The organism is Sphingopyxis sp. L1A2A, assembly GCF_005502465.1.
Classification (GTDB): domain Bacteria; phylum Pseudomonadota; class Alphaproteobacteria; order Sphingomonadales; family Sphingomonadaceae; genus Sphingopyxis.
The window spans coordinates 19,194-43,237 of sequence record NZ_SCOT01000011.1 but is presented as its reverse complement, the minus strand read 5'-3'; the positions used below and the strand labels follow the sequence as shown (position 1 = coordinate 43,237).

Here is a 24,044-nt window from a genome sequence, read left to right as displayed (position 1 = left end):
CTCAGGCTGCGAAGTCGAAAACGGTAACGGGATTGCTGCCGTCCCAGTCGCGGGCGGCGGCCGTTCCGGCCGCAAAGCCTTCGCGGATCATCGGCGTCGCCTCGATCAGTTCGAGCAGGATCGCGGGTTCGTCGGGCGCCTCGAGGTAGGCGACGCGCGTTGCGCCGCCGCCGCTCTCGGCACTGAAGACGGGAACGAGGCCCGCGGCGGCGGCATCCTCAGCGGCCACCGCGACGTCGTCCACCAGCCAGGCGACATGGTGCATGCCGACGCGCACGCGGCCATCTGCGTCATGATAGGGCGAGGGGCCGGTGCCGTGCGGGGCGATCAGCTCGATCTGGGTCTCGCCTTGGTACGCAAGCCCGACATCGATCCTGATCCTTGCGGGCGCGCCGCGAAATACGCCGTCGAGCGTGACGTTGCGATAGACAGTCCAGGGGCCGACGCCCGCGAGGAGGCGCCATTGGTCGATCGCGCAATCCAGATCCTCGGTCAGCCAGGCGATCTGGGCGATCGGGCCAAGGCGCGCGATTGTCTGTGTTCTCTCCATCCTCGGCGTTCCTTCATTCTGGGCGTGTGGCTTGCGGCGTCTCCTGCGCCGCCCAGGGATCGGGAAGTCCGGGATCGGTGCTGCGGATGACATGCTTGAGCAGATGCTTGAGCAGCGCGGCTTCATTTTCGTCAAAGGCGCCCAGCGCGCCTTCCTCGGCCGCCTTGGCGGCGGCGGCGAGTTCGATGAGGGCGCGTCGGCCGGTCTCGGTCAGCCAGAGCCGGTCGGTCGGATCGCTCCGGACGATGCCGCGCGCCGCGAGCGATGCGATGCGATCGGGGGTGATATGCGTGCCGGTATAGGCGATCAGGCCGTCGATCTCGGCGGCGGTGCGTCCATCGTTGATGCCGAGCACACTCAGGATGAAGTGATCGGTGGCGTCGAGATGATGATCGCGCAAACTTTCCTGCATCCGTCCATAAAGCTGGAAATGCGCGCGGCCGAGGAGATAGCCGAGGAAATCTTCGCCAAAACTGCCCGCGGGCTGCGCCCCGGGCTCGCAGGCGGTGAGCATCGCGGCCTTGCGTGCGGCCAATGCATAGCGGCCGCCATGGAAGAGCAGCGGCGCGCGGTCCTCATGGTCGAAGGCGATGACTTCGCCGACGAAGATGATGTGATCGCCGCCTTCATATTGATAGGCGGTGCGGCATTGGAAGCGCGCGGTGCAGCCGGTGAGCAGCGGCACATCGGCTTCGCCGCGCTCGATTTTGGCGCCGGCGAACTTGTCCGCGCCGCGCTTGGCGAAGCCGTTCGAGAGCATCTCCTGATCGGCGGCGAGGATATGCACCGCGAAATGCGACGCGCCCTGAAACGCCGCCATGCTTTGCGACGTGCGCGCGAGGCTCCACAGCACCATCGGCGGATCGAGTGAGACGGAGTTGAAGCTGTTGGCGGTCAGCCCGCAATCCTCGCCCGCGGCGTTCCGCGTCGTGACGATCGTGACCCCGGTCGCGAACGCGCCGAGCGCGCTCCGGAATGCGATGGCATCGGGATTGGCGGCCATGACCTTTTGCTCCTCATCCGGCCGCGTGCGATGGGCTGGTACGTATCGACCCTATCGCCCGGGCCTGACCGCGCATCGCTCAATTGGACTAGATAGGACGCCCGGATTGCGGCTTCGGCACCGGCGCCGCCATCCCCTTTTGGGCGGGTCAGCCGAGAACCGCGACGCTGCGTAGGATGAGGCGGACGAGATCGGCCTGGCGGCTGACCCCGGTCTTGCTGAGGATCGTCTTGCAATAGCTGCGCACGGTATTTTCGGTGAGCTCCAGCTTGGCCGCCGCTTCGGCGAGGCTGAGCCCGGTCGCGAGCAGCGCCGCCAGATGCGCTTCGGACGGTGTGAGGTCGAAGATCTGGCTCACCAGCCTTTCAAGCGGCTGGTTATTGTCGAGCCCCGAGACATAGACCACCGCGGCCGGGCCTGCCTCGTTGCTGTAGCGCGACGGCGTCTCGATCGTGCGCACGAGCACGCCCAGGTGCCGGTCTATGTCCGCCTCGACGCGCAACCCTTCGGCGAAGCTGCCGCCATCGCGGCGCGCCGCGACCGCCTGGCCGACCAGTTGCTGGAGCTGCGCGTTGCCCGCCTTGCTTGCGAGGACGAGCCGGTCGTCGGCGGCGCGCAGCGCGGTGCTTGACTTGATCAACGCGCGACCGGCGCTGTTGGTGCGCAGGATGCGCCCCGCGCCATCGAGGATGAAGGTGCAGAGCGTCAACCGGTCGAGCGTGTCGATCATCACCTGCAGCTCGGTCTCGTCGCGGCGGATGCGCGAGAAGAGCGCGAGCGACTGTTCCAGATGCGGGCGCAGCGCCAGCAGCACCGCCTTGTCGTCGTCGGTGAAATCCGCTTCATCGGGGCCGTTGGTCAGGCCGACATTGCCCTCCCAGCCGCCGGGCTCGGAAATATACATGCCGAGCTGATATTCGATGCCGTAGGGCTGCAATATCTCGCGATAGAAGCGATTGCCGCGAAGATTATCGGGCGAAATGACCTCGCTCAGCCGGTAGATGTCGCCGGCTTTGGTCAGTGCGTTGCGCAAGGGGTCGAGATCGCCGAGTTCGGCATGGACGGCGTGAATCCGCCGCGCCTCGCGCTCGTCGATCACGGGAGGCGGCCCCCAGATGATGAGCGGCGGGGTGCCCTGCCGGCTGAGCCGCAAGGTGATTGCCGCGCTGGCGCAACGCATCCGCCGGCTCAACGCTTCGAGGAAACCCAGCCACGGCGTCGCTTCGAGCGGCCCGCGATAAAGCAAGGTCACCAGTTCATCGACTTCGGCCAGAGGTTTTCCGATCCGCATTCCGGCTTCGCTTCCTGTTCGCGTCCCGCCCCCGGTACCGATGGGAGTCGGTTTCCATCCAGCAATGACCTGTCCGGGGTCGAGCGGCAAGGGGCGGTGCGCAAATCGCGCGCCCCCCGAATAGGGGTTGTCGCCGCGACGCCTGCGCGTAACGCAGCGAAGAGCAAATCGATCGGGCAAATGGACCGCTTCTCCATGGATGTCCGGCGCAGGAGACGATCTGCCGTGGCCGAAGCCAAGTTCACGATACCCCATAAAATCTTCGCCGCGGTACGCGCGCATGGCGATGCCGTCGCGATCCGGGGCGAGGACGGGACCGAGGTTTTTTATCGCGATCTCGAACCGCTGGTACGGGCCGCCGCCAAGGGCTTTATCGCGGCAGGGGTCGTGGCCGGGGACCGGGTGGCAATCTGGGCGCCCAACGCGATTGGCTGGATCATTGCTGCGGTCGGCGCGCAGGCGGCGGGCGCGGCGATCGTACCGCTCAACACGCGGCTGAAGGGGCGCGAAGCAGGCTATATCCTGCGCACCAGCGGTGCCAAGCTGCTGCTCACCGTTTCGGATTTTCTTGGCACCGCCTATCCGGACTTGATCGCCGACGAGGATCTGCCCGATCTGCGCGAAATCGTCCTGATCGATGGCGACAAGGGTGGTATGGCCTGGCAGACCTTCCTCGATCGCGGCGCCGCCCTTTCCGACGCCGCGGTCGGTGCGCGGATGGATGCGCTGGGCGAGGATCAGGTCTGCGACATTCTCTTCACCTCGGGCACCACGGGCAATCCGAAGGGTGCCGTGACCACGCATGGGCAAAATGTCCGCCTATATCTCGCTTATGGCGAAACGCTGACCTATGGGCCGGGCGACAATTTCCTGATTATCAACCCGTTCTTCCACAGCTTTGGCTACAAGGCGGGCTGGCTGGTCGCGCTGATGCGTGGCGCGACTGTGCTTCCTCACGCCGTGTTCCAGACCGACAGGGTGCTCGAACGGATCGAGCGCGAGAGGGTAACGCTCCTCCCGGGGCCACCAACCATCTATCAGAGCCTGCTCGCCGGCCCTTATTGCGACCATGACATTTCTTCGCTGCGCGTGTCGATCACCGGCGCCGCGTCGGTGCCGGTCACCCTGATCGAGGAGATGCGCGGCAAACTCGGCATCAATGTCGTGCTCACCGCCTATGGCCTCACCGAAACCTGCGGCGTCGTGACGATGTGCGGCGCCGGCGATGATGCCGCGACGATCGCGAACACCGCGGGCCGCCCGCTCGCCGGTATCGAGGTCAAGCTTGTCGACGAGGCGGGAGAGGTCGTGGCGCCGGGCGAGGCCGGCGAATTGCTCGTGCGCGGGCCCAATGTAATGCGTGGCTATTTCAACGACCCGGCGGCGACCGCGGCGGCGATCGACGGCGAAGGCTGGCTGCGTACTGGCGATATTGCGGTGCAGGACGCCCGCGGCAATGTGAAGATCACCGACCGCGCCAAGGACATCTTCATCGTCGGCGGCTTCAACGCCTATCCGGCCGAAATCGAAGGGTTGCTCGCGGCCAACCCCGTGGTGATGCAGTCGGCGGTGATCGGTGTGCCTGACGAACGGCTGGGCGAAGTGCCCAAGGCCTATGTCGTCCTGCGCCCCGACGCGAGCGCGACGCCCGAAGCGATCATCGCCTGGTGCCGCGAGAATATGGCGAACTACAAAGTCCCGCGTCAGGTGGTAATCCTCGACGCGCTGCCAATGAACGCCGCGGGCAAGGTGCAGAAATTTTTACTGCGAGAGTAACGGGTTCGGGCCGGTTTCAGCCGGGATTTGCCACCTCTTTCGTCGCATTCCGGACTTGATCCATGATCCATGACTTCAGCGCCGCGGCGGATCCCGGATCAAGTCCGGGATGACGAATGACAGGTAACCACCCCAAATCGGACTATTCCCTACGCACGCAGAGCATCAATTCTCGGGATAAAAGCGGCTGATCGTATCGACGACACAAGCCGGCTTCTCGGCGCCTTCGATCTCGACCGTCACGCGGACCACCGCCTGCACGCCGCCCTTCGCTTCCGCGGCATGGACCAGTTCGCCTTTGCCCCGAATCCGGCCGCCCGCCCGGACGGGGCTCAGGAAGCGCAGATTGTCGGTGCCGATGTTGATCCCCATCGAAACGCCGCGCACCTCGATCAGTTCGGGGAGGAAGCGGTTGACGAGGCTCATTATGAGATAGCCGTGCGCTATCGTGCCACCGAACGGGCCGTCCTTCGCGCGCGCGGGGTCGATGTGGATCCACTGGTGATCGTCGGTGGCCCGCGCGAACAGGTTGATGCGATCCTGTTCGATCGCGACCCATCCGGTGGGCTTGAAGCTCTCGCCCACGGCGGCGAGCAGCTCCATCGGGGCTTCAAAGATGCGCGCGCTCATGCCTGCTGGCTCGACACCGCGAGCACTTCGCCGGTCATGTAGGAGGACAGGTTGCTGGCGAGGAAGAGCATCACGTTCGCGACCTCCCACGTTTCGGCATAGCGGCCAAAGGCTTCCTTCTCGGTCAGCGTCTCAAGCAGCCCGGGCGGGGTCACCTTGGACAGCGAGGCGTGCATCGCAAGGCTGGGCGAGACCGCATTGATCCGCACGCCATGCTCGGCGGCTTCGAGCGCCGAGCATCGTGTGAAAGCCATCACCCCCGCCTTCGCCGCGGCATAATGCGCCTGCAGCTTCTGCGCGCGCCAGCCGAGGACCGAGGCGTTGTTGACGATCGCGCCCTTCTGGCGCTCGTACATGTGCGGCAGGATCGCGCGCGTCATCCGGAAGACGCTGGTGAGCGTGACGTCGAGCACCTTGTGCCATTGATCGTCGGTCATCTCGACCACCGAAGCTGCGCCGCCGAGACCGGCATTGTTGATGAGCACATCGATATGGCCCATGCCGGAGATCGCAGCGGCGACGAGCGCCTGAACCTGCTCCTCATTGGTCACGTCGCAGACGAGCGTCCCCGGACGCGCGAATCCGAGGCTTTCGATCCGGTCCGCGGTCTCGCCAAGCCGCCGTTCGTGCATGTCAGAGAGGAAGAGCGCCGCGCCTTCCTCCGCCGCGCGCTGCGCGACCGCGCCGCCGATGCCGCTGCCCGCGGCGGCGGTGATCAGCACGGTCTTGCCCTTCAGCAGGCCGGTGGGGGTCGGATAGTCGGGGGCGGGTCGTGCCACGCTTCGTTCCTTTATTTGAGGTCGCCGCGCGGCTCGCGGGGTAGCCCCAGCGCGCGCTCGGCGATGATGTTGCGCTGAATCTCGTTGGTGCCGCCATAAATTGTGTCGGCGCGGCTGTAGAGGAACAGGTTGGGAAGCGCCGGGAAGGCATGTTCATGCCCCGCGACGGTCTCGCCCGCTTGTCCCAGCACGTCCATCGCGAGTTCACCGAGATCGCGGCGCCATGTCGCCCACTGGATCTTGTAAGTGAGCGCCGACGGGTTGAGCCGCCCGCCCTCCGCGTCGGTGAGCATGCGCAGCGCGCCATAACGCATCAGCTTCAATCCGATCTCGGCCTTGGCGATGCGCTGGCGGATCAGCGGATTTTTCGCCTCGCCATTGGCGCGCGCCGCGGCGATCACGGCGTCGAGTTCGTTGCGAAAGCCCATTTGTTGCGCGAGCGTCGAGACGCCGCGCTCGAAGCCGAGCAGCCCCATCGCGACCGTCCAGCCGTCGCCGGGCGCGCCGAGGATATTGGCGGCGTGGGTGCGCGCGCCGTCGAAAAAGGTTTCGTTGAACTCGGCCTCGCCGGTGATCTGGTGGATCGGGCGGACGGTGACGCCGGGCTGATCGACGGGGACGAGCAGGAAGGAGAGCCCCTTGGGCCCTTTCGAGCCATCCTCGGTACGCGCGATCGCGAAAATCCAGTCGGAAAATTGCGCGAGGCTGGTCCAGACTTTCTGCCCCTCGATCACCCAGTCATCGCCCTCGCGCCACGCCTTGGTACGGACATTGGCAAGGTCGGAGCCTGCACCCGGCTCCGAATATCCCTGGCACCAGATTTCTTCGCCGCGTGCGATCGCGGGGAGGAAGCGCGCCTTCTGTTCCTCGGAGCCGAAGGCGAGGATGGTCGGGCCGGCGAGTTCGACGCCGATATGGTTGAGCCGCGGCGGCGCGCCCGCACGCGCATATTCCTCGGCAAAGATGACCTGCTGCGCCAGCGTCGCGTCGCGGCCGCCATAGGCTTTGGGCCAGCCGACGCAGCTCCAGCCCGCTTCGCCCAGCCGGTGCTCCCAGTCGCGGCGGCGTTCGGGCATCTCGATCAGGCTGGTCAGCCCGCGCACATCGGCGAAGGCGCCTTCCAACTCGGACTTGAGCCACGCGGCTGCCTCGGCGCGGAAAGCCTCTTCTTCTGGGGAAAATCCGAGCTTCATGCGGCTTCGTCCAATCCGGCAAGTCCTGCCACCTGTTCGCGGTGCCAGTCGGGGGTACCGAGCAGGCTTGCGTTGCTGCGTGCACGCTTGAAATAGAGATGCGCGTCATGCTCCCAGGTGAAGCCGATCCCGCCGTGGAGCTGGATCATCTCGCCCGCGCAATGGGTGTAGGTGTCGCAGGCGAAGGCCTTGGCGGCGTGGACCGCGAACGGGGCTTCGTCCGATTCTTCGTCGATCGCGCACGCGGCCCAATAAACCGCCGATCGCGCCTGTTCGATCGCGATCATCATGTCCGCCAGCCGGTGCTTGACCGCCTGGAAACTGCCGATCGAGCGGCCGAACTGGACGCGCTCCTGCGCATAGGCGACCGTGTGGTCGAGGCAGGCCTGCGCCCCGCCCAGCGCATCGGCGGCGATGGCGAGCCAGCCGGTGGTGAAGGCCGCGTTCGCCGCCTCGCGGGGGTTGGCAAGCGCCTCCGCCGCCACGCCGCCGAAATCGAGCCGCGCATAGGGTCGCGTCTGATCCATGCTGGTCAGCGGGGTAATGCCAAGCCCGGGCGCTCCGCGTTCGATGATCGCAACGCCATTGTTGGTCGCCACCACGAACAGGTCTGCGCTGGCACCGTGCGGAACATGGAGCGCAGCCCCGGTGAGCGTCCCGTCGCTGAACATGGCACCGGGCGTTCCGTCGCTGTTCACAGCCGCGAAGCTTGCAATCAGCTCGCCCGACGCAAGGCGGGGGAGCAAGTGTGCTTTCTGTTCGTCGCTGCCGCCAGCGAGAATCGCGGGGGCGGCAAGCGCGAGGCTGGCGAGCAGGGGCAATGCCGCGGTATGCCGCCCCGCTTCCTCAGCCAAGATGGCAAGCTCGACCATGCCGAGCCCGACACCGCCTAACACCTCGGGAATCGCGACGCCGGCGAGTCCGAGTTCGGCGGCAAAAGTCTGCCAAAGCAGCTTGTCGACGCCCGTGTCGGCCATCGCGGTGCGCGTGCGCTCGCTCGTCGCATTCTCCGCGAAGAATGTTTTCGCCGTCTCTGCGATCATCCCCTGCTCGTCGGTGAAGGCGAAATGCATCCTAGCTGCCCCAGACCTTGCGCGGTTCGCTGCGGACCGCGATCAGTTCGTCGACCGCAGGGCCAACATCGGCGGGCGTCCATTTGGCCTGCCTGTCGACGGTAGGGCCGAGCCTCCAGCCATCCTCGATTGTGATGCGGCCGCCTTCGAGTTCGAAGACGCAGCCCGTAACATGTTTCGACTGTCCGGAACCGAGCCACACGACCGTGGGCGCAATATTGTCGGGGTCTTGCGCGTCGAAACCACTTTCGACCGCCGCCATCTTGTCGGCAAAGGCGCCCTCGGTCATCCGCGTGCGCGCCGCGGGGGCGAGGGCGTTGGCGGTGATGCCATAACGACCGAGTTCAGCCGCCTGCACGAGGGTCAGCGCGGCGATGCCGCCTTTCGCGGTCGAATAGGCCGCCTGCGCGATCGAACCCTGCAGCCCCGCGCCGCTGGTGGTGTTGATGATACGGCCGTCGACGGGATTGCCCGCTTTCTGCTGCGCGCGCCAGTAATCGACCGCATGGCGGCTGACGCAGAAATGGCCGCGCAGATGGACGTGCATCGTTGCATCCCATTCTTCGGGCGTGGCGGAGACGAACATGCGGTCGCGGACGATCCCGGCATTGTTGACGACGACATGCAGGTCGCCGAACGCCGCGACCGCGGCGTCGACGATGCGCTTGGCAGCGTCCCAGTCGGTGATGTCCTCATAATTGGCGACCGCGTTGCCGCCCGCGGCCTTGATCTCGGCGACGACGTTATCCGCTGCTGAGGTGTCGCGACCCTCGCCCGCGAGGCTGGTGCCGATGTCGTTGACGACAACATTGGCGCCCTCGGCAGCAAAGGCGAGGGCGTAAGAGCGCCCCAGCCCGCGCCCCGCGCCGGTGATGATGACGGTCCGTGCGTCGCAGATGCCCATTGGTCTCAAAGCCTTTCGATGATGGTGACGTTGGCCTGACCGCCGCCCTCGCACATGGTCTGGAGGCCATAACGGCCGCCGGTGCGTTCGAGCGCGCCGAGCAGCGTGGTCATCAGCCGCGCGCCGGTGGCGCCGATCGGGTGACCGAGCGCGATCGCGCCCCCCTGCACATTGACCTTTTCATGGCTGATGCCGAGTTCCTGCATCCACGCCATCGGCACGCTCGCAAAGGCCTCGTTGCATTCGAACAGGTCGATGTCGCCCACCGTCATGCCCGCCTTTTCGAGCGCATATTTCGTCGCGGGGATCGGGCCGGTGAGCATCCAGACCGGATTGTCGGCGCGGACCGACAGGTGGTGGATGCGTGCGCGGGGTTTCAGGCCATGCACCTTCACCGCGCCCTCGCTCGCGATCAGCAGCGCGGCGGCGCCGTCGCAATTCTGGCTGGCGATGCCCGCGGTGATCACGCCGCCCTCGTTCACGGTCTTCAGCGTCGCGAGCCCTTCGGCGGTCGTTTGGGGGCGGACGGTTTCGTCCTGTTCGAGGCGCTCGAACGGCGCGATCTCGTTTTTGAACCAGCCATTGTCGATCGCGGCCTGCGCGCGGCGGTGCGATTCGGTGGCGAATTCCTCCATCGCCGCGCGGCTGATCTGCCATTTACTGGCGATCATCTCGGCCGACTTGATCTGGTTGATTTCTTGCGTGCCGTAGCGCGCGTCCCAGCCCTTCGCCCCGATGAAGGGGCTGTCGAAGCCATAGGCCTGCCCCGCGTACATCGCCGCCGAAATGGGGATCGCATTCATCGCCTGGCTGCCGCCCGCGACCACAAGATCCTGCGTCCCGCTCATCACGCCCTGCGCGGCGAAATGCACCGCCTGCTGCGACGAGCCGCACTGGCGGTCGATCGTCGTGCCGGGGACATGTTCGGGAAGCCCCGCGACCAGCCACGCGGTGCGGCCAATGTCGCCCGCCTGCGGTCCGATCGTGTCGCAGCAGCCCCAGACGACGTCGTCGACGAGACCCGCGTCGATGCCGGTGCGTTCGACCAGCGCCTTGATCGGGTGCGCGGCGAGATCGGCGGGGTGGACGGCGGCGAGGCTGCCCTTCTTGCGCCCGATCGGGGTGCGGACGGCGTCGATGATATAGGCTTCAGCCATTGATGATTGTCCTTATGCGAAGCTGTGGCCGGGGCCGATCGGCAGCGCGCCGCTGATAACGGCGGCGTCGATGCGGCCAAGATGGAAGGCGCGGTCGCCCCATGCGCCGGCGAGCGCCCAGGCGCGCTTCATCCAGAAATGCAGGTCGACTTCATAGGTATAGCCCATTGCGCCGTGCGTCTGGATCGCGGTCTCGCCCATCGCCCAGGCGGCGTCGGCGGCGGCTAGCTTGGCGTGGCTGACATGGACGGAGGCGCTGGCGGCCCCCTCGGCGAGCGCGACGGCGGCGCGCTGGATTACGGGCTTGGCGAATTCGATTTTTACGACCGCGGTCGCGAGATGATGCTTGACCGCCTGAAAGCTGCCGATCGGCTGGCCGAACTGGCTGCGGTTCTTCGCATAATCGGTCGCCTGTTCGAGCATCGCATCAGCAAGGCCGACGAGCTGCGCGGCGGCGATCAGCGCGGCATGGTCGAGCAGCGCGTCGGCCGGGCCGACCCCGGTGCCCGATGGGGCGACGGGTGCATAGAGGCGGCGGAGCGGATCGACGCTGTCGAGCAATTTAGCCGTGCCGCTATGGTCGGCGAGCAGCAGCGCGCCGTCGTTGACCGACAAGAGGTGGCTCGCGCCATCGAGGTCGGCGACCCACGGATTGGCCGGATGCTGGAGCGCGACCTTCGCTTCACCCGCGGCAATCGCAGTGAGGAGCGCGTCCTGCCCGTCTGCCTTCGCGAGCAGCGGCGCGGCGACGAGCGCGGTGTCGGCAATCGGCTCGGCGACCCCGGCGCGGCCGAGTTCGGCGGCGATCAGCACTGCATCGAGCAGCGACAGGCCGAGCCCGCCCTGTTCCTCGGGAACGAGCAGGCCGGGCAGGCCCATTTCGACGAGCCCCTGCCAGACGTCGGCCGAGCGGCGGCTGTCGCTGGTGTCGAGCGCGCGCAGCAGTTCGGGTGTGTGGACGTCCGCCAGATAGTCCCGCACGCCTGTCGTGAGCGTCGCCTGATCTTCGGTGATTATGAAGTCCATGGCCGCTTACCTTGGCAGGCCGAGCAGCCGCTCGGCGATGATGTTGCGCTGGATCTCGTTCGACCCGGCGTAGATCGGGCCCGAGAGCGAGAAGATATAGCCTTCGAGCCACATGTTGAGCGCGCCGCCGTCGAGGTGACGCAGTTCGGCCGAGGCGCCGAGGAGCTGCATCGCGGTGCGGTGCGCGGCGCGGTCGAGTTCGGACCAGAAGATCTTGTTGAGGCTCGCCTCGGCGCCGATATGTCCGCCTGCCATGATCTTCGACGCAACGGCATAGGTGTTGTAGGCATAGGCTTGCGCGTCCATCCACGCCTGCATCACCTGTTCGCGCGCGGCGGGCGCGACCTTGGTTTCATGCTCGCGAAAGAGCGCCACGAGCCGCGCGGCGGCCGCCTGAAAACGCGCAGGCGAGCGCAGCATCAGCCCGCGCTCGAAGCCCGCGGTCGCCATCGCGACGTTCCAGCCTTCGCCTTCGCCCGCGATGCGGTTCTCGACCGGCACGCGCACTTCGTCGAAGAACAGCTCGGCAAAACCCGGATCGCCGTGAAGCTGGCGGATCGGGCGGCGCGTGACGCCAGGTGCGTTCAAATCGAACAGGATGAAGCTGAGGCCCTTGTGGCGCTTCGAGTCCGGGTCGGTGCGGAACAGCCCGAAACCCCAGTCGGCAAAGCTCGCGCGGCTCGACCAGGTTTTCTGGCCCGAGATCACATAGTGGTCGCCGTCGCGGATCGCCTTCGATGTGATCGCGGCCATGTCCGACCCGGCATTGGGCTCGGACCATGCCTGCGCCCAGATCACCTCGCCCTTCGCCATCGGGGTCAGGAAGCGCGCCTTCTGTTCGTCGGTGCCGAACTCCATCACCGTGGGGCCGAGCAGGAAGATGCCGTTCTGATTGACGCGCAGCGGCGCGCCGGTGCGGTAATATTCCTCTTCGAAAATCAGCCACTGGATCAGGTCGAGCCCGCGCCCGCCATAGGCCTCGGGCCAGGTCACCATGCCCCAGTTGCCGCTGGCGAGCCTCCGCTCCCATTCGACATGCTGGTGATAGCCGTGTTCGCGCTCCAAGGTGACGAGCGGTTCCTTGGGGACGTTCGCTTCCATCCACGCGCGCACTTCGGCGCGGAAATCCTGTTGTTCGGGGGTGTAGGCGAGATCCATCAGAATTCGGCCGCCTTGCCCGTCTCGACGAACGCGTCGCGCGATTTCTGGCTGTCTTCGTGCATATACATTTCGAGCGTGAAGCCCTGCTCCCAGCGATAGCCGCGATCGACGTCGCGCGCTTCGAGGCCGTTCAGCGCCTCCTTCGCGATCACCAGCGCCTTGCGCGACTTCCCCGCGATGACGCTGGCGAAGGCCCGCGCTTCCTCGACGAGCGCCTCGCGCGGCACGACCTTCTCGACCGCGCCGAGCCGATAGGCTTCCGCGACCGGGATGTCGCCGCCGGTGAAGAAGGCCGCGCGGACCTTGTGCAGCGGCAGCATGCGCGAGAGGTGCGAGGCGCCGCCCATCGCGCCGCGATCGACCTCGGGCAGCGAGAAATAGGCGTCGTCGGCGGCGATGATCGTGTCCGACGCGCCGCAGATACCGATGCCGCCGCCGATCACGAATTTATGCACCGCAACGACGACGGGCACCTCGCAGTCGCGCACCGCCTTGAAGGTCAGGTAATTGCCGCGGTTGAGCAGGGTGATGCGCTCGGGATGCGCCTGCATCTCCTTGATATCGACGCCGCCGCAGAAACCGCGCGCGCTTTCGGCGGCGCGGATGAGGACGACATTGACCTCGGGGTTCTGCCCGGCGTCGCGGATGATCGCGGGCAGGCTGTTCCAGGTTTCGCTGTCGAACGCATTGACCGGCGGGACGTCGAAGACGATCTCGGCGATGCGGTCCTTGATCTCGGTATGGATCGGCATGGGTCAGGCCCCTGTTGGCGAAGAAGAGGAAAGGGCGGCGAGGCGTGCGCGCGCCTCGGCCTCGATCGATGCGATGAGGTCGGCGCAGCTTGGCAGGTCTTCGAGCCGCCCGGCGACGAGACCGGTCGCCATCAGCCCGTGATCGGGGTCGCCCTCGACCACCGCCTTCTGGATCAGCATCGGGGCGGAGGCGGCCATCATCGCCTGCGGCAGGGTGAGCCCGCCGTGACTGGTCATGCCCTTCGCGGCCCTGAACAATTCGGCGAACGAGGCGCCCGTCTGGCGCTTCATCGCAAACCCGCTCTCGACCGCGCGGCGCCAGATGCCGAGGCCTGACGAACGCTCGATCCGGTCGAGCAGCGCGTTCTTGATCATCCGCTGGGGCAGGCCGTCGACCTTGGTCGATACGAGGATGTCGTCGGTGCCCGCACTGACATAACGCGCCTTGGTGATCTCGGGGATCGGGCTTTCGCGCGTCATCAGGAAACGCGTGCCCATCGCGATGCCGACCGCGCCATAGGCTAGCGCCGCCGCGAGCCCGCGCCCGTCGCCGAAACCGCCCGCGGCGATCACCGGCACCGTCACGCTGTCGAGCACCTGCGGGAGCAGGATCGTCGAGGCGACCGAGCCGGTATGCCCGCCGCCTTCGCCGCCCTGCACCGTCACCATGTCGACTCCCAGTTGCACCATCTTCTGCGCGTGTTTCACTGCACCGACGGTCGGCACGCAGAGGATGCCCGCGCCCTTGAAACGACCGATCATCTTCGCATCGGGACCGCGCCCGAAGCTCACCGCACGCACCTGATCGCGGTGCTTCAGGATGATCTCGACGATCTCCGCCGCACCCGGCTGGAACATGTGGAAATTGACGCCGAAGGGCTGGTTCGTGCCCGCCTTGACCGCAAGGATCGCGGTTTCGAGCTTTGCGGGCTGCATCACCGCACCCGCGAGAAAGCCGAAGGCGCCCGCCTCGCTCGACGCGATCACCAGCCCCGGCGTCGCGATCCAGCCCATCGCGGTCTGGATCACCGGTAACCGGCAGCCGAGTCGTTCGGTCAACAGGGTGGCGAGCGGGTCGGCCATCAGCTCGCGCCTTGATCTTTCTGGGAGGCGTCCTTCTTGTTCGCTTCGGCCATCTTCTTGCCGTCGAACCCGGCGATATAGTCGCCCTTGACGAGGCTATTGTTGGCGTGGGCGAAGTGATGATAGCCGAACGCCGCATCGATTCCGGCATTCTTGCCCGCCAGTGTCTCCATATGGTTGCACGCCTGCTTCGCGAGTTGCAGCGCTAGGCGCGGCTGCGTCGCGATCCGCTCGGCGACGCGCTTCACCTCGCCTGCCAGCTCGGCGCGCGGCACGACGCGGTTGACCATCCCGGCTTCGCGCGCGCGCTCGGCGCTCATCCGCTCGCCGAGGAACAGAAATTCCTTCGCCAGCCGGACATTGAGTTCATGGCAATGCGCAAAATATTCGAGGCCCGGGAAACCCATCTGCAGCACCGGGTCCTGGAAGAAGGCGTCGTCCGAGGCGATGATCAGGTCGCATACCCAGGCGAGCATCAGCCCGCCGGCGATGCAGCCGCCGTGGACCTGCGCGATGGTCGGCTTGGGAATATCCCGCCACCTTTTGCACATGCCCAGATATTGCTCGTGCTCGCGGGCATAGGCCTTTTCGGCGCCCGCCTTGGTCGAATGATCGTACCACATCAGCCGGCGCTTGACGGGCGAATGAAAGTCGCGTCCGGGTGTACCGATATCGTGACCGGCGCTGAAATGCTTGGCATCCGATTTCAGCACGATGACCTTGACCGCATCGTCGTCGACCGCGCGGAAGAACGCGTCGTCGAGCGCGTAGGTCATCTGGCTGTTCTGGACATTGTGATATTGCGGGCGGTTCAGCGTCACCCACGCAATGCCGTCAGCCGCCTCGTAGAGGACCGGCGTGTCGGTCTCGTAAACCGGGGTTTCGTCGACCGGCGGGATCAGCCCGTCATTCTGATCGGTCATGGCTCAGCTCCTCTTGCCCGCGGGATTGTCCTTGAGCACGACCGCGCGAAGACCGTGCGGGTCGAGGCGCGCGATGATCGCGAGCTGTTCGGCGGTCGGCGCGGGGGTATCCCTAATCTCGGTTGCGGCTTCGAGCGCGAAGCCGGTGGCCTCCTGCACTTGCTCGAAGGTCACGCCGGGGTGGAGCATGACGACACGGATCGCATTGTCGGTGCCGCCGAAGTCCATGACGCAGAGATCGGTGACGATCAGCCGCAGGTCGACGCGGCTGAAGTTGGCGCCGGGGGTCCGCCGCGCGGGATTATAGCCGACGCTCGACACCATATCGACCTCGCCCTCGACGAAGACGCGCTTCGAGTGCTGGGGGATGAACATCGAATTGATGTGGCAGATGCTGTTGCCCGGAAAGCCGCGCGCGCCGAGCATTTGGACCTTTGGCCGGTCGTAGGTGCCGCCGAGATAGGAGATGTTCGTCTGCCCGAAGCGGTCGATCTGGCTGGGCGTCACCATCGCGTGGCGTTTGCCCGACCACACCGCGGCGTCGAAAAAGCGCGAGAAGGGGAGGTGGCCAGCGGCCTTAAGGTCGTCGTAACCGCGCGGGCCGAGCGGCACCGGGTCCTCGACCAGATACGCCTCGCCGTCGGTCATCATCAGTTGGGGGGTGTGCGTCAGCTTGGCAAGGCCGGCGGCGAGGCGCGGCGCGGGGCCGATGCCGGTCGCGACGAGTTCGCCATTACCGCGCCACGCTTCGGACGCGGCGACGATGAGCTGTTCGCAAAGGGTGAATTCGGGTGCGGTGGTCATGGTGTCGGCCGCCTCAGAAAATGGGAAGGGGGAGGGCGGTAACGGCGTCCTTGCCGCCGACGCGATCGAAATAACCCGCCTCGTCAGCGCCGATCGTCTCGGCGAGGTAGCGGTCCCAGCCGCCATCCTCGCGCGCGCTGTCGGCGTAGGATTTGAGGTGCTTCATGTCCCAGCCATAGGCGGGCGGCATCGAGGTCGGATGCGCGCCGAGCGGCGCTGCAATCACGCCGTGAATAAAGCAGCGCTCGACGATATTGGCGCGGGCGTCTTCGGGATAGCTGTGGTCCATCCGCTCGACGACTTCCTCGGCCGAGACGAACGTCTGGTCGGCGGCGCGCGCGAACCATTCGTCATAATAGGTATCGGGGCCGAGCGCCTGGATATTGCCGAGCCGGTCGGCGCGGTGGACGTGGAGCAGCGCGGCGTCGAGCTTGAGCGCGGGCATCGCCAGCAGCACTTCGCCATCGTCATAGGGCGACTGCACGGTCTTGAAGCCGCCATGCGTCATCACGTCGGTGCCGAGCCCGACATGGGTGGGGAGGAAGGGCAGGCGGAACGCCGCGGCCTTCAAACCCCATTGGAGCATGCCTTCGTCGAGTTCGAGGACGTCGAGCGCCCCGGCCTCGCGGCTTTTACGGAAATAAGGTTCGAGCGGGATCGCATCCATCGAGACGAAACCGAAGATCAGCTTCTTCACCTTGCCCGCCGCGCAGAGCATGCCGACCTCGGGGCCTCCATAGGCGACGATCGTCAGGTCGGTGAGGTCCGAACGCAGGATCGCGCGGACCAGCGCCATCGGTTTGCGCCGCGGGCCCCAGCCGCCGATTCCGATCGTCATCCCGCTCTTCAGCGAGGCGACGAACTCTTCGATGGTCAATTGCTTGTTCAATCCACTCTCCAGCCCACAGGCGCCGGGCACGAGGGCGCCCGCGATGTTGCAAGATGGATAGGCGCGCTGGTCGTTCGGCCGATACCACCATATGGAGAGAGACTTTCCCGCCGCCCGATCAGAGAGAGGCGGACGAGAAATGGAGATGGTTATGGCGGACGAAAAACAGCGCGTGGCGCTCGTGACCGGCGGTAGTCGCGGCATCGGCCGCGCAATCGCCGAACGTTTGTTGGAAGACGGCATGCGCGTTATGATCTGCGGCCGCAATGCCCCTGAGGATATGCCGCGCCACCATGACGCGGCGGCGGAGTTCGAGGCATGCGACGTCCGTTCGGCGGACGAGGTCAACGCGATGATCGACCGCATTTTTGAACGCCACGGTCGGCTCGACCTCGCTGTGAACAACGCTGGGGGCTCACCCGAAGCCGATGCCGCTTCGGCTTCGCCGCGCTTTTCCGAACGTGTCGTCGCGCTCAACCTGCTCGCTCCGCTCTATGTCGCGCAGGCGGCCAACCGTATCATGCAGGCGCAGGAGGACGGGGGCAGCATCGTCAATATCGCCAGCGTTTCGGGCGCGCGGCCTTCGCCCGGTACCGCGGTCTATGGCGCGGCCAAGGCTGGGCTGCTCAGCCTCACCGAATCGCTGGCGATGGAGTGGGGGCCGAAGGTGCGGGTGAACGCGATCATCGTCGGGCTGGTCGCCACCGATGCCGCGGCCGATCATTATGGCGGCGAGGCGGGGATGAAACGCATCGACGCGATGCTCCCGCTCGGCCGGATGGCGCGCGGGCCAGACATCGCCGGGGTCGTCAGCTTTTTGGCGTCGGGCGATGCCGCCTATGTCAGCGGCGCGAAGATCGCCTTGCACGGCGGCGGCGAGCGGCCCATCTTCCTCAGCCTCGCTCAAACAGATTGAGGCGTGGCTGGCGACCGCTAGCCAGGCTGCTACGGGGCGACGGCCGCGCGGGTCAGCAAATGGAGCAATTCGCGGAAGCTTTCGAGTTCACCGGGGTCTGCGGCGTCATAGCTGCGGTTGGAGCCGAGCTGCTTGCTGTTGCAGACATAAAACAGCGAGCTTGATCCTACCGCGTTGACGACGTGCATCGGCGGCAACGGGCGAAAGTCGCCGACCGCGATGCCTTCGTTTACGACGATCTCGACATCGCGCAGCAGGACGTTCGAAAATTGCGTAGGGTCGCCGCGGCGGGGTGAAACGTCGGCGACGAGGCGCTGAATGATCCGCGCCGCGGTCGGCCGTGCGACGAGGAAGTCGAGCCACCCGTCGAGGAGCGCGAGCAACTTGTCGATCGGCTGGTGGTGGCGTGCAATGTGGGCGAGTGCAGCCTGGTGCATCGAGGCGAAGATGTCCTCCTCCACCGCGTCATAAAGCTCCTGCTTGTTGGAGAAATAATAGACGATCGACGGACGGCGGATGCCGACGGCGGCAGCGACGTCTTCAAGCCGTGCCGTGGTGAAGCCGACCTCGGCAAAAACCGTCTCGGCCGCCTCAAGGATCGCCTGACGCGTCGCCTCGCCGCGCGCGTGCCTGATGGGCTTCATGCTCAATGCTCAAAAACCTTTCATATCGGCGCCCGCGAGGCGCGCTTCCTTTTGGCGCAATCAAATCCTGCTTGCAATCTACCTTCATGACGGTAGAAATCTACCTACACGAAGGTAGAATCGTGAAGCGAGGCGATCATGCGCCCGAATGTTCGATGGAGGGGATTACGATGAATAAGGTTTCCGGGGCGCAGGCCCGCCTGCTGCTTTGCACGCTCGCGATGACCGCGGCGCATCCCGCATGGGCGCAGAATGCCGAAACGGCAGCCGACGAGGCGTCGGGCCTTGGTGAAATCGTCGTCACCGCACAGAAGCGTGAGGAATCGCTTCAGGACACGCCGATCTCGATCGCCGCCTTCACCGCTGCCGATCTGGAGACCAGAGGGATCAGCGGACTTACCGATCTGCGCGCCAACGTCCCCAACCTTCAGCTCACGCCGCACCCCAACAGCGCCGCGACGACCCAGATCTTCATGCGCGGTGTCGGCCTCAGTGACGACCAGATCACGCAGGACGGGGGCGTTGCGGTCTATATGGACGGCGTTTATGTCGCGCGCAGTCAGGGACAGGCGCTCGAAGTCGCCGAACTCGAGCGCGTCGAGGTGCTGCGCGGCCCGCAGGGCACGCTTTATGGCCGCAACGCTACCGGCGGCGCGATCAACTTCATCACCAAGAAGCCCAAGCTCGGCGATTTCGGCTTCAAAGGGCAGGTGACGCTCGGCAACTACGACAATCGCCGCCTCAAGGCCGCGGTCAATGTGCCGATCGGCAGCACGCTTGCGGCGCGCTTTTCCTATGCGAACATCCAGCAGGACGGCTTCGTGAAGAACCCCGGCACCGGCGTGAAGCGCTGGGGCGACAAGGATCGCCAGGCGATACGCGCCGATGTGCTGTGGCAACCCGCCGACACGGTCAGCCTGCGCTACAGCTATGACCGTTCAGAGATTCAGGACACTCCGATCTTCGTCGCCTTCTCGCCGCTGCATCCGCTGACTGTTCGGCGCCCGACCGCTGGCAGTCCGCTGGTCCTCGATCTGCTCGCCAACGACGTGACCTCGCAGGGGCACAGCCTGATCGGCGAGTGGAATGCGGCGGACTCGCTCACCATCCGTTCGATCACGGGGTATCGCAAACTCGATAACTTCCAGAATCAGGATTATCTGACCGGCGTGCTCGGCCCGACACCGCTTCAAAAGAACAGCAGCCGCGCCACGCAGGATCAGTGGAGCCAAGAGCTGCAATTTGTCGGCGATGCGCTGGACCGCCAGCTCGAATATGTCGTCGGCGGCTATTGGTTCTCCGAAGAGGGCAACAATTTCAGCAACAGCTTCAGCCCGCCGACGCGGACGCGCAGCTTCACGACCACCACGATCGAAAACGAGTCCTGGGCCGTGTTCGGGCAGGCGACTTACTCCCCGGAATGGCTCGACCGGCGCCTTCACCTGACGGTCGGTGCGCGGCAGAGCTGGGATAAGCGCGAAGCGACGCTCGCGCGTCAGACGCAGGTCAATAATGGCCCAATCGTGCCCGTGCCCGGGGTGGGCGACGGGAGCCGCAAGTTCAAGGATTTCAGCCCCAGCGTCATTCTGGCTTATGACGTCGCCGAAAATGTGAATGTCTATGGCAAGGTGGTGAAGGGCTATAAGTCCGGCGGGTACAACACCCGCGCCAGCTCGATCGCTCGCTTCAACCAGGGCTTCGATTCGGAAACGCTCTGGTCCTACGAGCTCGGCATGAAAAGCCAGTTCCTCGACAACAAGCTGCGCTTCAACGTTGCGGCGTTCCAGTCGAAGTATAAGGACATCCAGATCAACGTGCAGTCCGATCCGACCAATGTCCGGATCACCGACGTGCTCAACGCGGGCAAGGCGACGGTGAAGGGCATTGAGGCCGACCTGACGCTCGCGCCCGTTCGCGCGCTACGCTTCACGATCAACTACGGCTATCTTGACGCACAATATGACGAGATCGTCGACGCCACGGGCAACGACATCTCGGCCAATTTCCGCTTCTCCAACGCGCCAAAACACACGGTTGCGCTGGATCTCAACTATGATCTGCCGCCGACGCCGGCCGGTACATTCTCGGCCAACGTCAATTACACGATGCAGAGCGACAAGTTCGTCAGTTCGAGCATCTCGAGCGGCAAATTCATCGTCGGCGACTATGGCCTGCTCAACGCGCGGCTGACGCTGGCCGATATTCCGGGCGTGGACGGCCTGCGCGTCGGTCTGTGGGGCCGCAATCTCACCGACCAGGAATATTATGTCACGCAGTTCAATATCGGCCGCCCCGGCGCGCTGTTTGGCGAACCGCGTACCTATGGCGTCGATCTGAGCATCGAATTCTAAGGGAATTTGCGATGCGATATGCAGCCTTGCTGCTCGGCGGCGTGCTCGCCCTGTCGTTGTCCGGCGTCGCCATCGGCGCCGGGCAGGGGGCGAAGGATTTTCGCGCCGGCACGCCCGACGTCGCCCGCACGCAAAAGGACTTTGCGGGCGGCGCCGATGAGTTCCGCTTCGTCGTCATCGGCGACCGCACCGGCAAGCATCGCCCCGGGGTGTTCGAGGATGCGATGGACAAGGTCGAGGCGCTGCGCCCCGATTTTGTCATCAACATCGGTGACCTGATCGAGGGCAATAGCGAGGATCGGGCGCAGCTGGGCACCGAATGGGACGAGGTGGGCGCCGCGATCGACCGGCTCAGCGTCCCCTTCTTCTATGTGCCGGGCAATCACGACCTGGCCAACGAGGTGCAACGCATCGAATGGCGCAAGCGTCTGGGCGCCGATTATTACAGCTTCACTTACAAACGCGCGCTGTTCCTCATCCTCAATACCGAGGATCCGCCCCAGCCCAGGATCGCGCGGATGCAGCTGTTCCAGCAATATGGCGGCGAGGCGATGAAGGCGGTGTTCGAGGCGCTCCAGGGCGATCCCGCGAAAGCCGAGGCGCTGTTTGCAAGTGAGCCGAAGCTGGCCGAGCTGGCGGGCAAGATTCGGGGTTCGGAGGATGTCGCGGTCAGCGCGGATCAGGTAAAGATGGTGCGCGAGGCGCTGGCGAGGAACCCGAAAGCCCGCTGGACCTTCGTTTTGATGCATCGCCCTGCCTGGAAGGTGGATTCGCCTGCATTCCGCGAGATCGAGGGGCTGTTGAAGGGGCGGCCGCATAGCGTGCTCGCGGGGCACTACCACAAATATGCCCATGAGACGCGCGGGGGGCACGACTATATCCAGCTCGGTACGACAGGCGGCATGCCCGGCGGCGCGATCGACGATCCCGCGGTGGTCGATCACGTCATGTGGATTTCGGTCGCCGGCGGCGCGCCGCGTGTCAGCAATTTGAAACTCGAAGGCTTTTTCGGGAAACAGGGGCCGCCACCGGTCAAGGCTCGTTGACGCGGGCACGGGCACCCGGGACTTGAAAATGGCCCGCATATGGAGAGTGTTTTTACCATGAACTTCACGGATCTTTCGCCCGCGCTTGGTTCGCCCGGGACTGTCGCCATCGTCACCGGGGGGGCGTCGGGGATCGGGCTCGCCTCGGCGCACGCGCTGGCGGCAGTTGGCCGGGCGGTCGCGCTCTGGGACATCAACGTCGGCAAGGCAGAGACCGAGGCGGCGGAGATCACACGGAAGTTCGGCGTCAAGGCCATCGGCATCGGGGTCGATCTGACCGATCTGGAAGCCTATCCGGTCGCGATCGCCGCCAGCCGCGATGCACTGGGCGCGCTGGGCGGGCTAGTCCACGCCGCGGGCATCGTCGACACCGCCTCGCTGGAAGGAATCACGCCGGAAAGCTGGGCGGCGGGGATCAACACGCATCTGCGTCCGCTCGCGCTGCTGACGCAGCAGCTCCATGGCGATTTTGCCGCCAATCCGGGTTCGGCGGTGGTCGCGATCACCTCGATCAATGCGACGCTCGGCAACGCGATGAACCCGATCTACAGCGCGGCCAAGGGCGGGATGCTCTCGCTCGTCCGCTCGCTCGCCGATCGATTGGCGCGCGACAAGATCCGGATCAATTCGGTGTCGCCCGGCCAGATCATGACGCCGATGATGAAGCCCGCGGTCGACAATTTGCCCAAGGGCTTTTTCGAAAAGCGTATCCTGCTCGAACGCATCGGTGCGGCGGAGGAGATCGGACGCGTCGTGCGCTTCCTGCTCTCGAATGAGGCGAGCTACATCACCGCCGCCGAACTCGTCGTCGACGGCGGCAACATCTCGTCGCAGCGCGGCTGAGCGCAGAAAGGTATCTGAAAATGCGGAATGACGATCATCGGATGTGGCGGGCGGCTCTTGCAGCCGCGCTGGTCCTGACGCTGCCGGCATGTGCGACGGTCGGCAAGCAGCCGGGCGCCGGCGCGGTTGCCGAACAGCCGGGCGTCATTCCCTTCATCGCCGCCACCGTATCGGCGGATGGCACGATCAGCTGGTCCGCGCCGGGCGCGGGTCAGGTCAGGGTTTATGCGGGCACCGATGTCGCGGTGAGCGACCGGACGAAGCCGGTGGGGCAGGGGGATGCAGCGGGCAGTATCCGCGTTTCCGGCCTTGCGCCCGGCAAGCGCTGGTTTTTCGCGCTCGTTCCCGATCGAGGCGCGCCGCTGGTCATCGCGGACCGCGGGCTTTACCTTAAGACGATCCCCAATTTGCGCGACATCGGCGGCTACCGCACGACCGATGGCCGTTGGGTGAAGATGGGGATGCTCTACCGTTCGGACCAGCTCGACCGGCTGAGCGATAACGACCTCGGCGCGATGGGCGACCTTAGGATCGCACTCGTCGCCGACCTGCGGACGGCAACCGAACGCAGCCGCGAACCCGATCGTCTGCCCGCGGGTGCCGATCATCTCGTGCTCGATGTCGCCGCCGACAGCCACGGGCTTGGCGGCGACATGCGTCAGGCGATGACGTTGATCAACACCGGCAAGGGCGCCGCGATGCTGACCGAGGCCAATCGCGAATTCGTCTCGTTGGACAGCGCACGGGCCGCCTATAGCGCGTTGCTCGGCCGGATCGGCGCCGAAGACGCCGGGCCGACTCTCTATCACTGTACGGCGGGCAAGGACCGCACGGGCTGGGCTACCGCCGTGATCCTGACGATCCTTGGCGTCCCGCGCGAAACGGTGATGGCCGATTATCTCGCGAGCAACGATTATCTGCGCGCCAAGAACGAGGCCATCCTCGCCGCGGCCGGAAGCGCGTCGACGCCAATCGCGCGCGAGAATCTCGAGCCGGTGCTCGGCGTGCGCACCGCCTATATCGAGGCGGCCTTTGCCGAAGTCGATAAACGCTATGGCTCGTTCGACCGTTATGTTCGCGAGGGGCTTGGTCTCGATGATGCCGCGATCGACCGGCTACGCATGACGTTGCTGGCTGGCGTGCCGCAATAGCCGACCGATTTGGCGTTCGGGACCTTCGCGTTGGGCGCGTTTGGGGCTCATCCAAAAATCACCGAAGCATGAATTTACCATCGGCACTCTCTGCCGTCC

The 24,044-nt window shown here is 65.6% G+C and carries 23 protein-coding genes; 6 read left to right on the top strand and 17 right to left on the bottom strand.

Annotated features, from left to right (window positions below):
• Position 1: 1 nt before the first annotated feature.
• The 3 genes from FFS68_RS08920 to FFS68_RS08910 form a co-directional block, all read right to left on the bottom strand.
• Positions 2 to 550: a VOC family protein gene (locus FFS68_RS08920; RefSeq protein WP_137752842.1), complete on the bottom strand. Its 549-nt coding sequence runs from the start codon at positions 548 to 550 to the stop codon at positions 2 to 4.
• Positions 551 to 563: 13 nt separating this feature from the next.
• Positions 564 to 1,553 carry a flavin reductase family protein gene (locus tag FFS68_RS08915; RefSeq protein ID WP_137752841.1) on the bottom strand — a complete coding sequence of 330 codons (990 nt, stop codon included), beginning with the start codon at positions 1,551 to 1,553 and terminating at the stop codon, positions 564 to 566.
• Positions 1,554 to 1,701: 148 nt separating this feature from the next.
• Entirely contained in the window at positions 1,702 to 2,844 is a 1,143-nt protein-coding gene (locus FFS68_RS08910) for a helix-turn-helix transcriptional regulator (RefSeq protein ID WP_137752840.1), read from the bottom strand.
• Between the two features lie 225 nt (positions 2,845 to 3,069).
• On the opposite strand from FFS68_RS08910, the gene FFS68_RS08905 reads away from it, so the two are divergent.
• Positions 3,070 to 4,620 carry a FadD3 family acyl-CoA ligase gene (locus FFS68_RS08905; RefSeq protein ID WP_212742335.1) on the top strand — a complete coding sequence of 517 codons (1,551 nt, stop codon included), beginning with the start codon at positions 3,070 to 3,072 and terminating at the stop codon, positions 4,618 to 4,620.
• A 165-nt stretch (positions 4,621 to 4,785) separates the two neighbouring features.
• Here the strand turns inward: FFS68_RS08905 and FFS68_RS08900 are convergent, their stop codons facing one another.
• From FFS68_RS08900 to FFS68_RS08840, 13 genes are read right to left on the bottom strand one after another with little or no spacing between them, the layout of a single operon-like run.
• Complete coding sequence (locus FFS68_RS08900) at positions 4,786 to 5,250, bottom strand: MaoC family dehydratase (protein WP_137752839.1); 465 nt, start codon at positions 5,248 to 5,250, stop codon at positions 4,786 to 4,788.
• The gene (locus tag FFS68_RS08895) at positions 5,247 to 6,029 is read right to left on the bottom strand and encodes an SDR family oxidoreductase (protein WP_137752838.1); all 783 of its coding nucleotides are present in this window, start codon (positions 6,027 to 6,029) and stop codon (positions 5,247 to 5,249) included. Before FFS68_RS08895 ends, FFS68_RS08900 begins: the two co-directional genes overlap by 4 nt.
• Positions 6,030 to 6,040: 11 nt before the next feature.
• Positions 6,041 to 7,222 carry an acyl-CoA dehydrogenase family protein gene (locus tag FFS68_RS08890; protein WP_137752837.1) on the bottom strand — a complete coding sequence of 394 codons (1,182 nt, stop codon included), beginning with the start codon at positions 7,220 to 7,222 and terminating at the stop codon, positions 6,041 to 6,043.
• Entirely contained in the window at positions 7,219 to 8,295 is a 1,077-nt protein-coding gene (locus FFS68_RS08885) for an acyl-CoA dehydrogenase family protein (protein ID WP_137752836.1), read from the bottom strand. Before FFS68_RS08885 ends, FFS68_RS08890 begins: the two co-directional genes overlap by 4 nt.
• Before the next feature lies 1 nt (position 8,296).
• Positions 8,297 to 9,199, bottom strand: coding sequence for an SDR family oxidoreductase (locus FFS68_RS08880; protein WP_137752835.1), 903 nt, complete (start codon positions 9,197 to 9,199; stop codon positions 8,297 to 8,299).
• Between the two features lie 5 nt (positions 9,200 to 9,204).
• A complete protein-coding gene (locus FFS68_RS08875; RefSeq protein ID WP_137752834.1) occupies positions 9,205 to 10,356 on the bottom strand; it encodes an acetyl-CoA C-acetyltransferase in 1,152 nt (383 codons plus the stop codon).
• A gap of 12 nt (positions 10,357 to 10,368) precedes the next feature.
• Positions 10,369 to 11,382 carry an acyl-CoA dehydrogenase family protein gene (locus FFS68_RS08870; protein WP_137752833.1) on the bottom strand — a complete coding sequence of 338 codons (1,014 nt, stop codon included), beginning with the start codon at positions 11,380 to 11,382 and terminating at the stop codon, positions 10,369 to 10,371.
• Positions 11,383 to 11,388: 6 nt separating this feature from the next.
• The gene (locus tag FFS68_RS08865; RefSeq protein WP_137752832.1) at positions 11,389 to 12,540 is read right to left on the bottom strand and encodes an acyl-CoA dehydrogenase family protein; all 1,152 of its coding nucleotides are present in this window, start codon (positions 12,538 to 12,540) and stop codon (positions 11,389 to 11,391) included.
• A complete protein-coding gene (locus FFS68_RS08860; RefSeq protein WP_137752831.1) occupies positions 12,540 to 13,295 on the bottom strand; it encodes an enoyl-CoA hydratase family protein in 756 nt (251 codons plus the stop codon). The genes FFS68_RS08865 and FFS68_RS08860 overlap by 1 nt, the downstream gene beginning before the upstream one ends.
• A 3-nt stretch (positions 13,296 to 13,298) precedes the next feature.
• The gene (locus FFS68_RS08855; protein WP_137752830.1) at positions 13,299 to 14,378 is read right to left on the bottom strand and encodes a nitronate monooxygenase; all 1,080 of its coding nucleotides are present in this window, start codon (positions 14,376 to 14,378) and stop codon (positions 13,299 to 13,301) included.
• Complete coding sequence (locus tag FFS68_RS08850) at positions 14,378 to 15,301, bottom strand: enoyl-CoA hydratase (protein ID WP_137752829.1); 924 nt, start codon at positions 15,299 to 15,301, stop codon at positions 14,378 to 14,380. Before FFS68_RS08850 ends, FFS68_RS08855 begins: the two co-directional genes overlap by 1 nt.
• Before the next feature lie 3 nt (positions 15,302 to 15,304).
• The gene (locus FFS68_RS08845) at positions 15,305 to 16,105 is read right to left on the bottom strand and encodes a ketoacid CoA transferase (protein ID WP_137752828.1); all 801 of its coding nucleotides are present in this window, start codon (positions 16,103 to 16,105) and stop codon (positions 15,305 to 15,307) included.
• Between the two features lie 13 nt (positions 16,106 to 16,118).
• Positions 16,119 to 16,994, bottom strand: a complete 876-nt coding sequence (locus tag FFS68_RS08840) for a CoA-transferase (RefSeq protein WP_137752827.1) — start codon at positions 16,992 to 16,994, stop codon at positions 16,119 to 16,121.
• 151 nt (positions 16,995 to 17,145) lie between these two features.
• Between FFS68_RS08840 and FFS68_RS08835 the strand changes: the two genes are divergently transcribed.
• Entirely contained in the window at positions 17,146 to 17,910 is a 765-nt protein-coding gene (locus FFS68_RS08835) for an SDR family oxidoreductase (RefSeq protein WP_212742333.1), read from the top strand.
• A 29-nt stretch (positions 17,911 to 17,939) separates the two neighbouring features.
• Here the strand turns inward: FFS68_RS08835 and FFS68_RS08830 are convergent, their stop codons facing one another.
• A complete protein-coding gene (locus FFS68_RS08830; protein WP_137752826.1) occupies positions 17,940 to 18,554 on the bottom strand; it encodes a TetR/AcrR family transcriptional regulator in 615 nt (204 codons plus the stop codon).
• Positions 18,555 to 18,724: 170 nt separating this feature from the next.
• Between FFS68_RS08830 and FFS68_RS08825 the strand changes: the two genes are divergently transcribed.
• The 4 genes from FFS68_RS08825 to FFS68_RS08810 are packed head-to-tail and all read left to right on the top strand — an operon-like array spanning position 18,725 to position 23,945.
• On the top strand, positions 18,725 to 20,905 hold the full coding sequence (locus FFS68_RS08825; protein ID WP_249340094.1) for a TonB-dependent receptor: 2,181 nt from the start codon (positions 18,725 to 18,727) through the stop codon (positions 20,903 to 20,905).
• Positions 20,906 to 20,916: 11 nt separating this feature from the next.
• Entirely contained in the window at positions 20,917 to 21,951 is a 1,035-nt protein-coding gene (locus FFS68_RS08820) for a metallophosphoesterase (RefSeq protein WP_137752825.1), read from the top strand.
• 57 nt (positions 21,952 to 22,008) lie between these two features.
• A complete protein-coding gene (locus FFS68_RS08815) occupies positions 22,009 to 22,794 on the top strand; it encodes an SDR family oxidoreductase (RefSeq protein WP_137752824.1) in 786 nt (261 codons plus the stop codon).
• Positions 22,795 to 22,814: 20 nt separating this feature from the next.
• Entirely contained in the window at positions 22,815 to 23,945 is a 1,131-nt protein-coding gene (locus FFS68_RS08810; protein ID WP_137752823.1) for a tyrosine-protein phosphatase, read from the top strand.
• Positions 23,946 to 24,044 lie beyond the last annotated feature (99 nt).